Here is a 14,012-nt window from a genome sequence, read left to right on the forward strand (position 1 = left end):
TTCCTCCTGACTCGAGGCGGTCAACGGCTGAATCCGGCGGTCAGTCCGCTGAGCAGTTGGCGGCGGCCGAACGCGTACAGCACCAGGACGGGCAGGGTGGTGAGGACGACGGCGGCGAGGACGGCGGGGACGTTGACCCCGTACTGGCCCTGGAAGGTCCACAGGGCGAGCGGCAGGGTCCGCCGGTCGGGGCTCTGGGTGAGGACCAGCGGCAGCAGGAATCCGTTCCAGATGGTCAGCGCGTTGAAGATGGTCACGGTGAGGATGGCCGGCCGGGTGAGCGGTGCGGCCAGCCGCCACAGTGTGGTCCATTCGGTGGCGCCGTCGACCCGCATGGAGTCGAACAGTTCCTTGGGCACGTCCCGGATGAAGTTGGCGAGGACGAGCACGGACAGCGGGATGGCGAAGGCGATCGACGGAAGGATCAGGGCCGGCAGGCTGTCGTACAGGCGGAGTTTGATGATGATCAGGTAGACCGGGATCACGGTGGCCTGCAGCGGGATGGCGAGGCCCATCAGGAACAGGCCGTTCATCGCGCGCAGCACCCGCATGCGCCAGCCGCGCACGATCGCGTAGGCGGCCATGAAGGAGAACACGACCGCCGGTATCACGGCGCCGGCGGTGACCACGACGCTGTTCAGGAAGTAGCGGAGGAAGTCGGACTCGATGACCAGCCGGTAGTTGTCCAGGGTGGGATCGGCCGAGGGCACCAGCGGGTTGTCGGCGTAGTAGCGGCTCTGGGCCTTGAAGCTGGTGATGAGGGTCCAGTACAGGGGTACGGCGACGACCACCAGCCAGACGCATCCGGCGAGGCCGGCCGTCCAGTTGGGGCGGCGGGCCGTGCGGCGGGCGGGGCGGCGCCGCTCGCGCTGGGGGGTCTTCTGGGGTCGTCGTGGCTCGGTCAGCGTGGTGGTCACCTCAGGCCCCCTCGAGTTGGCTGGCGCCGGCGTCCCGGCCGCCGAGCCGGCGCAGCAGCAGGGCGAGGGCCAGGCCCACCAGGACCAGGATGACGGCGATGGCGCTGGCCGGTCCCATCAGGCTGGCCTGGAATCCGCGCTTGTACATGTCCAGGGCGAGGACCCGGGTGGCGTCGCCGGGGCCGCCCTCGGTGAGGATGAAGATCAGGTCGAAGAAGGTGAGCGAGCCGACCACCATCAGCGTGGACGAGGTGATGACGGTGTACTTGAGCTGGGGCAGGGTGATGCTGAAGAACTGCCGGACGCGTCCGGCTCCGTCCAACTGCGCCGCCTCGTAGAGGGACTTGGGGATCTGCTGGACACCGCCCTGGTAGATCAGGGTGTGGAAGGGGACGAACTGCCAGGAGACGACGAAGACGACGACACCGAAGGCGAGTCCGGGGCGCCCCAGCCAGTCCTGGCTGAGCGTGCGGATGTCCAGGCCGGCGCCGAGCCCGAAGTTGGGGTCGAGCAATGCCTTGTAGGCGATGGCGATCGCCGCGGAGCTGAGCATCAGCGGCACGAAGTACACCACGCCCAGCACCGCGCGGTAGCGCTGGCGGCCCGCGAGGAACGCGCCGAGCAGGATGCTCAGCGGCGTCTGGACGGCCCAGGACACCGCCATCACCAGGAACGTCACCCACAGGGCGTGCGGCAGCCCGGGGTCGGTGAGCACCGCACGCCAACTGGTCAGCCCGGAGGGGTGGATGGCGCCGATGCCGTCCCAGGTGGTGAAGCTCAGCGCGAAGACACCGACGAGCGGGATCACGGCGAAGCCGACGAAGACCAGCAGGGCCGGTGCCGCCAGCCACGGCAGGACGCTGCGCGGTTCGCGGCGCGGCACACGGCCGGTGACTGCGCTCATGCGCCGATGACCGCGTTGAGGTTGGCGGCGAACTGCTTGGGCGACACCGACCGTTGGAACAGCTTGACGATGTTGTCCAGCAGGGTCTCGGCGGCCGTCGGACTGAGCGCCTGGTCCCAGGACTGGCCGAACACCTTGGCCTTGCTGGCGATGTCATAGGTGAACTGGAGGAAATCGGCGCTCTTGGAGGCGGCCAGCAGTTTCTCCGTGCCCAGCCTGATCGGCACCGACCCGTTGTCGATCCACTTCTTCACCTCCGCGTCCTGGAGGACGCCCGTGGCGAAGAAGTCCTTGGCGATCTTCTTCTGCTCGGCGCTCGCCTTCGCGGAGACGGACAGGTACTGGGCGGGGTTGCCGACGGTGTCGCTCGGATCGCCCTTGCCGCCTTCCACGGGCGGGAAGTTCATGTAGCCGAGCGCGCCGCTGGAGACGAAGTCCCCGCCGTCGGCCTGCTGGATGCCGTACGACCAGGTGCCGTGCAGCATCATCGCGGCCTTGCCGGTGTAGAGCAGCGCCTGGTCGGCGTTGGAGTCCGCGGTGATCGAGGAGAAGCCCTTGATGAACCCGTCGGCCTCGACCAGTTCCTGCACCTTGGTCAGCGCGGTCAGGGCGTCCGGGTGGGACCAGGCGTTCTTCTCGCCCTCGATGACGGCCTGGAACAGTTCGGGACCGCCGATGCGGTCGAACAGGAACTCCAGCCACATCATGTTGGTCCACCGGGACTGGCCCCCCAGGGAGAACGGTGCGATGCCCTTCGCGTTGAACCGGGGCACCAGCGCCATGATGTCGTCCCAGGACTGCGGGGGTTCCGCGCCGACGCGGTCGAAGACCTTCTTGTTGTAGTAGAGGACGATCGGCTGCACGGTCTCGCAGGGCATCGCGTAGATCTTGCCGTCGACGGTCGCCGCGCCGAACGAGGACGGGAACAGCCCCTTCTTGACCTCGGGGTGTTCGTCGAACCACGAGGTGAGGTCCTCGACCTGGCCGGCTTCCGCGTAGGTGCGCAGTGTCCCGCCGCCCCAGCCCCAGATGATGGTGGGCGCCTGTCCGGCGCCGATGGCGGTCTTGATCTTCGTCTTGTACGCGTCGTTCTGGAAGGTGGTGTCCTTGATCTGCCCGTCGGGGTGGGCCTTGTTGAACGCGTCCACCGCGCCGGCCCTCACCCCTTCCTGCGGCTGACCGTTCAGGTACCAGTACGTGGCCCCGCCGCCGCTCTTGCCGGGGCCGGACGAGCCGCAGCCCGCCAGCGCCGCGGAGACCGGTATGCCGGCGGCCAGGCCGAGGAGGGTACGTCGGGAGAGCGCCATGTCTTTTCTCCGCACTCGAGAGCCACCGGCTTCTCGGAAGTAAGGGTGAAAGGTTTTCGAAAATGGCTTCGTCGGGCTCTGTGCGTGCAAGTTAGGTTTTCGACTGAAGCACTGTCAAGACATGTGCGGGGCCGTTATTTTCCTGCATCTTTCCTTCCTCTTCCGGGATGAGAAGGACATACCAGCACCCCCGCCAGGGATCGAAACGTTTCGAAAACGGTGGCTGGCAGAAGGGGTGGGGTGCGACGATTGCGGCTGACGCACTGTCCAGGCACGACGGAGAGGAACCGATGCGACCGAACGCCAAGCGCACCACTTTGGCGGACATCGCCCAGGCCGCGGGGGTCTCCGTCGCGACCGTGTCCAAAGTGGTCAACGGTCGCGGTGACGTGGCCCCGCACACCCGCACCCGGGTGCAGGAGCTGCTGAACCGGCACGAGTACCTCGCCCCCATGTCCCGCCACACCGAGGCAGCCGAGAACCCGACCATCGAGGTGCAGTTCAAGGGCGGCCTGAAGGCGTACGTGGCCGAGACCCTGGAGGGCATCATCGACTCGGCCGCCGAACTGGGGGCCTCGGTGGTGGTCAGCAAGGCGTCCTCCGCCCCGCACCGGGCCCGGGACCTGGTCTCGGCCGGGCGCCGGGCCGTCATCGCGGTCACCAGTGTGTACACCGCGGCGCACCTGGACGAACTGGCCCGCTCCGGGCTGCCGTTGGTGGTGCTGGACCCGCTGCACCTGCCGGACAGCCGGGTCAACAGCGTCGGGGCGACCAACTTCGCCGGCGGCCTGGCCGCGACCCGGCACCTGCTGTCCCTGGGCCACCGCCGCGTCGCCTACCTCGGCGGACCGGCCGACGCCGTGTGCAACCAGGCCCGCATGCACGGCTACCGCGCCGCCATGGAGGCCGAGGGAACCCCGGTGCCCGACGCCTACGTCCGGCCCGGGGACTTCACGTACGACAGCGGACTGCTCGGCGCCGCGGCGCTGCTGGACCTGGAGCAGCCGCCGACGGCGGTCTTCGCGGGCAACGACGAGATCGCGGTCGGAGTCGTCGAGGCCGCCCGCGCCCGGGGCCTGCGCGTCCCCGAGGAGCTGAGCGTGGTCGGGTTCGACGACACGAGCGTCGCGCGGATGGCCTCACCGCCGCTGACCACCGTGCGCCAGCCGCTGCGCGAGATGGGCGGCACCGCCCTGCGCATCGCCCTGCGACTGGCCAACGGCGGGAAGGCCGAGTCCCACCACATCGAACTCGCCACCGAGCTGGTGGTACGCGCCTCGACGGCACCGCCCCGCGAGGGGGCCCCGGCGCCGGGGTGAACGCGGGGGCCGGTCGGCGACCGAGGCGGCACCGGGCCGGGTCAGGACGGTGAGCAGCTCCGCCGCGCGGGGTTCGGAGCGCTGGAGGTGTCCGTCGGGTGTCCGGCTCGGTGAGTGCTCCGCCCCTCCGCCGGCGCCTGGGGCGCTCCCGCCCCGCACCGGCGGTCCGCGCGGCCCCGGGGCAGCGATCCGTCCGCCGCCCAGACGGCCAGCGCGCAGGCCGCGAAGCCGGCCCCGAGGAGACTGGAGCCGTACCAGCCGTAGGCGGTGAAGAGGGCGGTGGTCGCGGCCGCGCCGAGGGCCGAGCCGAGTGAGTAGAAGACCATGTAGCCGCCGAGGACACCGCCGGGGCGGTCCGGATGCGCGGTGGTGAGCAGGTGCTGGCTGCTCACGTGCACGGCCTGGACCGCGAAGTCGAGCACCACGATTCCCCCGGCGAGGAGCCAGAGCGACCACGGCAACTGCGCGATCGCCGCCCAGGACAGGACGAGCACGGTGAGCGCGAGCCCGCTGACCGGAGCCGCCCGTCCCGCGTCCGCCCACCGCCCCGCGCGGGCCGCGCCGAGCGCGCCGGCGAGTCCGGCGAGCCCGAACAGTCCGATCCGGCCTTCGCTCAGCTCCCACGGCGCGCCCGCCAGCGGCAGGGACAGCCCGCTCCACAGGGTGCCGAACGACGCGAACAGGAAGAACGCGATCAGCCCTCGCGTCAGGAAGAGGCGCTGCCCGAACAGTGCGCCGAGGGAGCCGACGGCCTGCGCGTACCGCACCGGCGGACCGGAGCGCTCCCCCGACGGCAGTACGGCGAGGACGAGGGCCGCGAGCGCCAGTGACAGCACCGCGAGCACGGCGTAGACGCTGCGCCAGCCCCAGTTCTCGGCGAGCGTGCCGGTGACGACCCGCGCGCCCAGGATGCCGACCACGACGCCCGAGGTCACGACGCCGATGTTGCGTCCGCGTTCGGCGGGCGGCGAGACGGACGCCGCGTAGGCCACCGCGGTCTGCACCACGACCGCGAACGCCCCGGCCGCCGCGAGTCCCGCGAACGCCACCCAGGCGACCGTCGCCGAGGCGGTCAGCGTCATGCCCGCCGCGGTGACCGCCAGGTGCAGGGCGATCAGCCGGCGCCGGTCGACCACGTCACCGAGCGGCACCAGCAGCAGCAGCCCCGCCAGATAACCGAACTGGCCGGCCGCGACGATCCACCCCGTCAGTCCCTCCGGCACACCGAGACCGCGTCCCATCGGTTCCAGGACCGGCTGGGCGGCATAGACGCCCGACACGGCGACACCACACACCACGGACAGCAGTGACCGCCGCCATACGTTCATCGCACCCCGACTCGATTGGTAGCAGATCGCAACTGTTTCGACGGTACGGCATGATGGTTTCGATCCGCAACTCATTTGGAGGCGTCATGTCATCTGCCGCCACGCGCGCCCCGAACCCCGACTGGACCGACCCCGACTGCCCCGTCGCCCGCACGCTCGATCTCGTCGGCGACAAGTGGAGCCTGCTCGTGGTCCGCGACGCGATGGACGGCACACGGTCGTTCACCGAGTTCCAGCGACGCACCGGCATCGCCCGCAACATCCTCACCGACCGCCTCCGCAAGCTCACCGCTCACGGGCTTCTCGCGCAGCGCCCCGCGCCTTCGGGCCGCCGTCAGGAGTACGTGCTCACCGAGGCCGGCCGCGACCTCTTCCCCGTCGTCCTCACGCTGCGGCAGTGGGGAGAACGCCACGCCTTCACCCCCGGCGAACCCCGTTCCGTGCTTGTCGACCAGCACGGCACACCCGTACCGGAACTGGCGCCGGCCGGCGCCGACGGCACCCGTCTCGACGCCGACACCACCCACGTGCGGAAGGCCCGGTAGCCGGCGGACCCGGTACGACGGCCCGGACGCGGGACGGCCCGAGACCGCCGCGGCCCGTGCGGGGCTCCGTATCCCGGGGCAGGTCGGGTGACTGTTCACGACGTGAAGGGGCACGCGGTTCACAGCGGACGCGCGGTGCGCGTCCGTGTCCGGCTCTACCGTCGAGACCTCTGGAGTCCCCCGTGCTGATCGTCGGCGTGATAGGCGCCTGTGTCGTCCTGGCCGTGCTCGCCTTCCTGCTCCCCCGGCTGTCCCGGCACCCGCAGAACGGTGCCCAGCGCGTGCTGGGTGCCGGTTCGCGCACCGGGTCCAAGGCCCCCGGTCCGCTGGGGAAGCTGCTCAGCAAGCCGTTCAGTTCCAGTTCGCGTGCCATGGGCCGCAGCGGCTCCGCCGGCCGGCGGGCGCGCCGGCGCGTGCGGTTCTGACCAGCGGGAGAGGAGTCGGTGGACGTGCCCGAGGACGAGCTTCTCGACGGCCTGACGGTGAACGAGCGGCGGCCGGAGAGGCCGATCCTGCTCAACGCCGACGGCACCCCGATAGACACCTGGCGGGAGAACCATCCGTACGACCGCAAGGTGCGCAGGGCCGAGTACGAGCGGCAGAAGCGGGTCCTGCAGATCGAGTTGCTCAAGATGCAGCGCTGGGTGAAGGACACCGGCCAGCGCATCGTCGTGGTCTGCGAGGGCCGGGACGCGGCCGGCAAGGGCGGCACCATCCAGCGGTTCACTGAGCGGCTGAACCCGCGCGGTGCCCGCGTGGTGGCACTGGAGAAGCCCACCGAACGGGAGGCGGGCCAGTGGTACTTCCAGCGTTACGTGGCGCATCTGCCGGCCCGCGGGGAGATCGTCTTCTTCGACCGCTCCTGGTACAACCGGGCGGGTGTGGAGCGGGTGATGGGCTTCTGCACGCAGGAGGAGTACCAGCGGTTCCTGCGGCAGGCGCCGATGTTCGAGCAGATGCTGACCGACGACGGCGTCCTGCTGGTGAAGTTCTGGTTCTCCGTCTCCCAGGCCGAGCAGCGCACCCGTTTCGCCATTCGCCAGGTCGACCCGGTGCGCCGGTGGAAGCTGTCGCCGACGGACCTGGCCTCGCTGGACCGCTGGGACGAGTACACGACCGCCAAGGTGGAGATGTTCCGTGCCACGGACACCCCGTACGCCCCCTGGACGGTGGTGAAGAACAACGACAAGCGGCGCGGCCGGCTGGAGGCGATGCGCAGCCTGCTCGACCGCTTGGACTACCCGGCCAAGGAACACGCCCACGTGGGCAAGCCGGACCCGCTGATCGTCGGCGCCGCCGACACCCTGCTGGAGCCCGGCGAGGAACCGGCCGTCCTCTCCCCCACCCCGCTGGCCGGTGACCACGACGGGCCGGGGAACCACCCCGGCCAGCAGGACGCACGACCTGGAGGAACCGTATGAGCACGCAGGACCGCAGCGACAACGGGGAACGGGAGCCGGAGCCCGGCGTCCCGGTCCCGGACGCGCACTTGGAGATGCTGCTGCGGCTGGTGGAGGCCCAGCCCGGGGCCGCCGTCGCCGTGACCCTCACGACCGTGGGCGGCATCGTCAGCGGCAGCCTCGTGGCGGGCCGGGTCTGGGCCGAGCGGTGGGAGGGCGTCGTCGCGCGGGCCGTCGGCGACCAGGACGACGCCGAGCAGGTCGTCACGCTGCCCCGCACCGTGCAGGACGCCCTCGACGACGCCGGGCCGGGCGGCCTGCACGACTTCGCCCACCTGGTCGACGTCACGTTCCTGTCGGCGCCGGGGACCCCCACGTCCCCGCTGTGGCGCGGCCGGGTCGGCGACGTCTCCGGCTGGTCCCTGGGCGCCCCGGCGTAGCGGGGCCGCCGGGCGGCCGGTCAGAGGAAGCGGCGGATGGGCGTCACGGCCAGCTCCGCCGCCCGCTGGAGGGCGGCCCGGCGCTTCCAGCGGCTCAGGTCGATGGTGACGCTGCGGGCGACGTCCTCGTCGTAGTGGCCGTCCAGGGTGGCGGTGAAGTTCTCGTCGAGCACGGCGAGCATGACCTCCTCGTCGTGCTCCAGGGAGCGGCGGTTGAAGTTGGTGGACCCGATCAGGGAGGCCACCCCGTCCACGGTGATGATCTTGGCGTGCATCATCGTGGGCTGGAACTGCCGGACCTTGACGCCCGCGTCGAGCAGCTCGGTGTAGTGGGCCTGTCCGGCGAGCCGGCAGGCCCGCTGATCGGTGTGCGGGCCGGGCAGCAGCACCTCCACCTCGACGCCCCGGCGGGCGGTGGCGCACAGCAGGTCGATGAAGTACTGGTCGGGCGCGAAGTAGGCGGTGGCCAGGCGGAACCGCTCCTCGGCGGAGGTCAGCATGAGCCGGATCAGCGTCTGCATGTCCTGCCAGCCGATGCTGGCCGAACCGCGCACGACCTGGACGACGGCGTCGCCGTGCCGTTCGTGGCCGGTGAAGCGGTCCCGGTCGTCGTACAACTCGTCGTGGCACTCGGCCCAGTTCTGCGCGAAGGCGGCGGCGATGCCGTCCACGGCGGGGCCGCGCACCTCGACGTGGGTGTCGCGCCACTCCCCGGGGTGGCGGGCGTCGCCGCACCACTCCTCGGCGATGCCGACGCCGCCGGTGAACGCGGTGTGTTCGTCCACGATCAGGGCCTTGCGGTGGCAGCGGTGGTTCTGCTTGAACGGCGAGACCCAGGCCGGCTTGCGGAACCAGGCGACCTTCACCCCCGCCTCGTCCATCTCGTCCAGCAGCCGCCGCTCTATCTGCCGGGCGCCGAAGCCGTCCAGCAGCAGGCGCACCCGTACCCCGGCCCGAGCCCGCTCGGCGAGCGCCTCGGCGAACTGGCGGGCGATCTCGCCGCGCCAGTAGACGAAGGTCATCATGTCGATGGTGTGCCGGGCCCCCCGGACGGCGCCGAGCATCGCGGGGAAGATCTCGTCCCCGTTGCGCAGCGGGGTCAGCAGGTTGCCCTCGGTGGCGGCGATGCCGATCAGCCGCTCCATACGGCGTCGCAGCCGCTGCTTGCGCTGCTCGACGTCGGTCTGCGCCACCGGGCGCGCCACGGCCTGTTCCGGCACCGGTCCTCCACTCCTCTGCCACACCGCGCTCGCGGCGACCCCACACCTTACGACGAACGGCGGACAAGCCGCTCCCCGGTCTGGTAGTGGGCAGCCCGTCGGGTGGTCGACGAGGAGGGAAACAGCGCTGCGCGGCGGTCACCGGGTGTTCCGGTCCGGTGGCGGTGTGGCGGGTGGGGCCGCGGGACCGGCGGCGGCCCTTCGTCAGCGCTGCCCCTGGACGTCCCCCAGGGTCGACGCGGCGACCGGGTCGCCGTGCGGGAAGTCGCCCGGGGGGATGCCGGGGTGGTGGCCGTCGGGCGGCGGGACGGGGGCGGTGTCGGCGCCGAGGGTGAGGCGGGAGACGATGCGGTAGCGGTCGCCTCGGTAGAGGGAGTGCACGTACTCCACCGGGCGCCCGCCGGTGTCGGTGGTCAGGCGCTCGAACAGCAGTGCCGGGGAGAGTTCCGGCACATCGAGTATCTCCGCCTCGGCGCGTGTCACCACGGTGGGTTCGATGGCCTGGGTGGCCTCGCTCACGTGGATGCCGTGGTGCGCGCGCAAGTGCTCGTAGAGGTCACCGTGTTCGAGTTCGCGGGCGGTGAGGCCGGGCACCAGGTCGGCGGGGATGTGGAGGTGTTCGATGGCCATCGGCGCGGCGTCGACCAGGCGCAGCCGGGCCACGTAGACGATCTGGGCGGCGGGTGAGAGACGCAGTCTGCGGCCCACCCGGGCGCCCGCCGGCAGCGTGGTGAACTCCAGCAGCCGGCTCGCCCAGGTCCCCGAAGCCTGGGGCACGCTGAGCGAGTGGTGGCCCGGCACGAGTTCCTGGGTGATCTTCTCCGGGGCGACGAACACGCCCCGGCCGTGCTCGCGGACGAGGATGCCGGCGGCGACCAGTTCGTCCACGGCCGCCCGCAGCGTCGGCCGTGACACGCCGAGTTGCGCGCACAGGGTCCGCTCGGAGGGGATGGCGTCCCCCGGGCGGCGCTCCTCGACCATCTCCAGTACCGCGTCGCGGACGCGCTCGCGTTTGAGCACGCCGCCGGAGCCGTCCGGCCGGGCCGCGCCCGGTCCCCTGTCGTCCATCCGTGCCGTCCCCTCCCGCATGCGCACAGCCGGTGCGCGATTGACCAGTTGTCACCACCGCGACCTCAACACTGTACTGATCAGGACCAGTTCGCGCCCGCTGGTAAAGGGATCGGCGGAGCCGCGCGCTTCACCGGATGACGAAAATCCTTGTACACCAAGGGGGTTGACGGACTCATTGGTCCATGCCAGTTTCATCCACCACCAGCAGGTCACTTGTCCAGTTGGTCACTGGTCAGGTCTCTGGTGGGTGCTTTTCCCCTGCCGCGCGCCATCCATGAGCTCCCCTGAGGTGAACCGTGAAGTTCCGCTTGCTCGCCGGCGTGTCCGTGCTCACGCTGACCACCGCCCTCGGTGCCTGCTCCGGCGGCTCCGGCAACGCCTCCGACGACGGCGCGAACGGCGGCACGTCGTCGCTGACCGTCTGGCTGATGCGGGACAGTGTCTCCGCCGCGTTCCAGAAGGAGTTCACGGCCGCCTTCGCCGCGGCCCACCCGGACATCGACCTCAGCATCCAGACACAGGAGTGGGACGGCATCGGCCAGAAGGTCACCGCCGCGCTCGCCAGCAACGACGCCCCCGACGTCATCGAGGTCGGCAACACCCAGGTCGCCCAGTACGCCCAGAGCGGCGGCCTGCTCGACCTCACCGGCAAGAAGGCCGACCTCGGCGGCGGCACCTGGCTCGAAGGGCTGGCCGAGCCGGGCTCCTGGGAGGGAAGGCAGTACGGCATCCCGTACTACGCCGCCAACCGCGTGGTCGTCTACCGCAAGGACCTCTTCCGGCGGGCCGGCGTCGACCCGGCCGCCATCAGGACCCGCGAGCAGTGGATCGCCGCGACCGAGAAGCTGAACAAGGGCGATCAGCAGGGCATCTACCTCACCGGCCAGACCTGGTACGCGCTGGCCGGGTTCATCTGGGACGAGGGCGGTGACCTGGCCGTCCAGCGGGGCGGGAGGTGGCAGGGCGCCCTCGACACCCCGCAGGCCCTGGCCGGGATGGAGTTCTACAAGAGGCTCCAGGCGCTCGGCAAGGGGCCCAAGGACGCCGACGAGGCCAATCCCCCGCAGGCCGAGGTCATGGCCAAGGGCAAGGTCGCGCAGATCATCTCCGTACCCGGCGGGGCCGGCATCGTCGCCGAGCGGAGTCCCGCCCTCAAGGACAAGCTCGGGTTCCTGCCCATCCCGGGCAAGAGCGCCGACCGGCCCGGCGCGGTCTTCACCGGCGGCTCCGACCTGGTGATCCCCGCCGCCTCCCGGCACCAGGACGCCGCCTACACCTTCATCAAGGAACTCACCGGCGACGCCTGGCAGAAGAAGCTCGCCCTCGCCATGAGCTATGTGCCGAACAAGACCTCCCTCGCCTCCGCCGTGGCCTCCGACCCCGGGGCCGCCGCGATGGCCATCGGCGCCGCCCGGGGCCGGGCCACGCCCAACACGCCCGGCTGGGCCGCCGTCGAGGCGGAGAACCCGATCAAGGACTACATGACCGCCGCCCTCACCGGCGGCGACATGGAGCAGGCGGCGGCGAAGGCGTCCGAGGAGATGACCCGGGCGCTGAACAGCGCCTCCTGACGCCCGCCCGCGGACCGGACGACGACCGGACGTGCGGCCGGTGACTCCGGTCCGCGCCAGTGCCGATCGGCCGCCACCCCCGTACGACCCGTACGAAAGGAGGAGCCGTGTCCGCCGTCCGAGAGCACACCGCTTCCCGCCCCGCCGGCCCCCGGCCGGACCGCACCCCCCTTCCGCCGGCCGGCGGCCGCGACTTTGGCGGCCGCGGCGGCCCCTGGCCCTACCTGCTGGTGGCGCCCGCCGTCCTCGGCATGCTCTACCTGCTGGTCTACCCGCTCGCCCGAGCCGTGCTGATCTCCTTCCAGGACTTCCGCCTGCGTGAACTCATCTCGGGGGACGCCAGGTTCGTCGGCTTCGCCAACTACCGGACGCTGCTGACCGACCCGCGGTTCTGGAGCGTCGTACGCCGCACCTTCCTGTTCATGGCCGTCAACGTCGTCCTCATCATGGCGATCGCCCTGCTCGTGGCGCTGATGACCCAGCGGCTCGGCCGCCTCTGGCGTACCGTCGTGCTCAGTTCGCTCGTCCTGGCCTGGGCGATGCCGGTGGTCGCCGCGACCACCGTCTTCCAGTGGCTGTTCCACTCCGAGTTCGGCGTCGTCAACTGGTCACTGACCGCCCTCGGCTTCGACTCCTTCGAGCGCTACCCCTGGTTCGCCCACGGCTCCGCGGCCTTCGCCATCCTCGTCACCCTCGTGGTGTGGCAGTCGGTGCCGTTCGCCGCCATCACCCTGTACTCGGCGCTCACCACCGTCCCCGCCGAACTCCAGGAGGCCGCCCGCATCGACGGCGCCGGCGCCTTGCGGACCCTGCGGTCGGTCACCCTGCCGATGATCCGGCCGATCGTGACGCTCGTGCTGTGCCTGGAGGTGATCTGGACGTTCAAGGCGTTCGTGCAGATCTGGGTGATGACCAAGGGCGGCCCCGGCGACGCCACCACCATCCTGCCGGTCTACGCGGTGCAGACCGCCCTCTCCAGCCAGCGCTACGACCTCGGCTCGGCGGCCTCGATGGTCACCGTGGTCCTCATGTCGGGCGTACTGGTCCTGTACTTCCGCCAGATGTTCCGACAGGAGAACGAGCTGTGAGCGCCGCGACTCCCACCGGTTCGGCACACCGCCGCGGCCCCGTCGGCCGACTGCGCCGCCTCCCGCTCCACGCGGGTGCCGCGCTGACCGTGCTGATCTGCCTGTTCCCCGTCTACTGGATGATCGTCACCGCGTTCAAGCCGGCCCGTGACATCCAGTCCGCCGAACCGCGGTTCGTGCCGCGTGCCTGGACCCTGGAGCACTTCCGCACCGCCGTACAGGCGGACGGCTTCGCCCAGTTCTGGCGCAACAGCCTGCTGATCACGGCCGGGGCCGTCCTGCTGTCCCTGATCGTCGCCCTCGGCGCGGCGTTCGCCGTGGCCCGGATGCGGTGGCGGGGACGGCGGCAGTTCGTCCTCGCCGTGTTCGTCGCCCAGATGGCACCGTGGGAGTCGCTGATCATCCCGGTGTACATCATCGCCCGCGACACCGGCATGCTCGACCGGCTCACCACCCTCACGCTGATCTACTTCATGGTCACCCTGCCGTTCACCATCGTCGTGCTGCGCGGCTTCATCGCCACCGTCCCGCCGGAGCTGGAGGAGGCCGCCCGGGTCGACGGCTGCACCCGCCTCGGGGCGTTCCGGCGGGTCGCCCTCCCGCTGCTCGCTCCCGGGCTGATGGCCACCTCCCTGTTCGGTTTCATCACCGCCTGGAACGAGTTCGCCTACGCCAACTTCCTCATCATCAAGAACCAGGAGAACCGGACCCTGCCGGTGTGGCTCTCCTCGTTCCAGAACACCTTCGGCACCGACTGGGGCGCCACCATGGCCGCCTCCACCCTCTTCGCGCTCCCCGCCCTGATCGTCTTCCTGGTCCTCCAGCGCCATGTCACCTCCGGTCTCGCCGCCGGCGCCGTCAAGGGCTGAAGCCGCACCGCACCCGACCCCGGCAAGCCCGCC

At 71.0% G+C, this 14,012-nt stretch carries 14 protein-coding genes; 8 read left to right on the forward strand and 6 right to left on the reverse strand.

Annotation, left to right across the window (positions count from 1 at the left end; genetic code table 11):
- Positions 1 to 20: 20 nt before the first annotated feature.
- The 3 genes from ACFY32_RS25500 to ACFY32_RS25510 are packed head-to-tail and all read right to left on the reverse strand — an operon-like array spanning position 21 to position 3,128.
- Positions 21 to 917, reverse strand: a complete 897-nt coding sequence (locus ACFY32_RS25500) for a carbohydrate ABC transporter permease (protein ID WP_359198001.1) — start codon at positions 915 to 917, stop codon at positions 21 to 23.
- 1 nt (position 918) lies between these two features.
- Entirely contained in the window at positions 919 to 1,821 is a 903-nt protein-coding gene (locus ACFY32_RS25505; RefSeq protein ID WP_359197998.1) for a sugar ABC transporter permease, read from the reverse strand.
- A complete protein-coding gene (locus ACFY32_RS25510) occupies positions 1,818 to 3,128 on the reverse strand; it encodes an extracellular solute-binding protein (RefSeq protein ID WP_390675360.1) in 1,311 nt (436 codons plus the stop codon). The genes ACFY32_RS25505 and ACFY32_RS25510 overlap by 4 nt, the downstream gene beginning before the upstream one ends.
- Positions 3,129 to 3,418: 290 nt before the next feature.
- On the opposite strand from ACFY32_RS25510, the gene ACFY32_RS25515 reads away from it, so the two are divergent.
- Entirely contained in the window at positions 3,419 to 4,447 is a 1,029-nt protein-coding gene (locus ACFY32_RS25515) for a LacI family DNA-binding transcriptional regulator (protein ID WP_390675361.1), read from the forward strand.
- A 41-nt stretch (positions 4,448 to 4,488) separates the two neighbouring features.
- On the opposite strand, the gene ACFY32_RS25520 is transcribed toward ACFY32_RS25515, so the two are convergent.
- Entirely contained in the window at positions 4,489 to 5,775 is a 1,287-nt protein-coding gene (locus ACFY32_RS25520; RefSeq protein WP_390675362.1) for an MFS transporter, read from the reverse strand.
- Positions 5,776 to 5,861: 86 nt separating this feature from the next.
- Between ACFY32_RS25520 and ACFY32_RS25525 the strand changes: the two genes are divergently transcribed.
- The 4 genes from ACFY32_RS25525 to ACFY32_RS25540 all read left to right on the forward strand — a co-directional run bounded on the left by ACFY32_RS25525 (position 5,862) and on the right by ACFY32_RS25540 (position 8,160).
- The gene (locus ACFY32_RS25525) at positions 5,862 to 6,320 is read left to right on the forward strand and encodes a helix-turn-helix domain-containing protein (RefSeq protein WP_359197986.1); all 459 of its coding nucleotides are present in this window, start codon (positions 5,862 to 5,864) and stop codon (positions 6,318 to 6,320) included.
- A 182-nt stretch (positions 6,321 to 6,502) separates the two neighbouring features.
- On the forward strand, positions 6,503 to 6,745 hold the full coding sequence (locus ACFY32_RS25530; RefSeq protein ID WP_359197983.1) for a DUF6411 family protein: 243 nt from the start codon (positions 6,503 to 6,505) through the stop codon (positions 6,743 to 6,745).
- An 18-nt stretch (positions 6,746 to 6,763) separates the two neighbouring features.
- Complete coding sequence (ppk2, locus tag ACFY32_RS25535) at positions 6,764 to 7,741, forward strand: polyphosphate kinase 2 (protein ID WP_359197980.1); 978 nt, start codon at positions 6,764 to 6,766, stop codon at positions 7,739 to 7,741.
- Positions 7,738 to 8,160 carry a hypothetical protein gene (locus tag ACFY32_RS25540; RefSeq protein WP_359197977.1) on the forward strand — a complete coding sequence of 141 codons (423 nt, stop codon included), beginning with the start codon at positions 7,738 to 7,740 and terminating at the stop codon, positions 8,158 to 8,160. Before ppk2 ends, ACFY32_RS25540 begins: the two co-directional genes overlap by 4 nt.
- A 20-nt stretch (positions 8,161 to 8,180) precedes the next feature.
- Here ACFY32_RS25540 and ACFY32_RS25545 read toward each other — a convergent pair whose 3' ends face one another.
- Together ACFY32_RS25545 and ACFY32_RS25550 are read right to left on the reverse strand one after the other, a co-directional pair.
- The gene (locus ACFY32_RS25545) at positions 8,181 to 9,380 is read right to left on the reverse strand and encodes a phospholipase D-like domain-containing protein (protein ID WP_359197974.1); all 1,200 of its coding nucleotides are present in this window, start codon (positions 9,378 to 9,380) and stop codon (positions 8,181 to 8,183) included.
- A 204-nt stretch (positions 9,381 to 9,584) separates the two neighbouring features.
- On the reverse strand, positions 9,585 to 10,448 hold the full coding sequence (locus ACFY32_RS25550; RefSeq protein ID WP_359197971.1) for a GntR family transcriptional regulator: 864 nt from the start codon (positions 10,446 to 10,448) through the stop codon (positions 9,585 to 9,587).
- A 299-nt stretch (positions 10,449 to 10,747) separates the two neighbouring features.
- On the opposite strand from ACFY32_RS25550, the gene ACFY32_RS25555 reads away from it, so the two are divergent.
- From ACFY32_RS25555 to ACFY32_RS25565, 3 genes are all read left to right on the forward strand, one after another.
- Complete coding sequence (locus tag ACFY32_RS25555; protein ID WP_390675363.1) at positions 10,748 to 12,022, forward strand: extracellular solute-binding protein; 1,275 nt, start codon at positions 10,748 to 10,750, stop codon at positions 12,020 to 12,022.
- Positions 12,023 to 12,129: 107 nt separating this feature from the next.
- A complete protein-coding gene (locus ACFY32_RS25560; RefSeq protein WP_390675364.1) occupies positions 12,130 to 13,110 on the forward strand; it encodes a carbohydrate ABC transporter permease in 981 nt (326 codons plus the stop codon).
- Positions 13,107 to 13,979: a carbohydrate ABC transporter permease gene (locus ACFY32_RS25565; RefSeq protein WP_359197962.1), complete on the forward strand. Its 873-nt coding sequence runs from the start codon at positions 13,107 to 13,109 to the stop codon at positions 13,977 to 13,979. Before ACFY32_RS25560 ends, ACFY32_RS25565 begins: the two co-directional genes overlap by 4 nt.
- The last annotated feature ends 33 nt before the right edge of the window (positions 13,980 to 14,012 follow it).

Source organism: Streptomyces sp. NPDC000134, from assembly GCF_042899225.1.
Lineage (GTDB): Bacteria > Actinomycetota > Actinomycetes > Streptomycetales > Streptomycetaceae > Streptomyces.

What these genes read in the sequence shown, in the direction of transcription:
- ACFY32_RS25550 (WP_359197971.1), bottom strand. Translation starts at nt 10,448, where the DNA reads ATGGACGACAGGGGACCGGGCGCGGCCCGGCCGGACGGCTCCGGCGGC.
- ACFY32_RS25510 (WP_390675360.1), bottom strand. Translation starts at nt 3,128, where the DNA reads ATGGCGCTCTCCCGACGTACCCTCCTCGGCCTGGCCGCCGGCATACCG.
- ACFY32_RS25540 (WP_359197977.1), top strand. Translation starts at nt 7,738, where the DNA reads ATGAGCACGCAGGACCGCAGCGACAACGGGGAACGGGAGCCGGAGCCC.
- ACFY32_RS25515 (WP_390675361.1), top strand. Translation starts at nt 3,419, where the DNA reads ATGCGACCGAACGCCAAGCGCACCACTTTGGCGGACATCGCCCAGGCC.
- ACFY32_RS25505 (WP_359197998.1), bottom strand. Translation starts at nt 1,821, where the DNA reads ATGAGCGCAGTCACCGGCCGTGTGCCGCGCCGCGAACCGCGCAGCGTC.
- ACFY32_RS25525 (WP_359197986.1), top strand. Translation starts at nt 5,862, where the DNA reads ATGTCATCTGCCGCCACGCGCGCCCCGAACCCCGACTGGACCGACCCC.
- ACFY32_RS25520 (WP_390675362.1), bottom strand. Translation starts at nt 5,775, where the DNA reads ATGAACGTATGGCGGCGGTCACTGCTGTCCGTGGTGTGTGGTGTCGCC.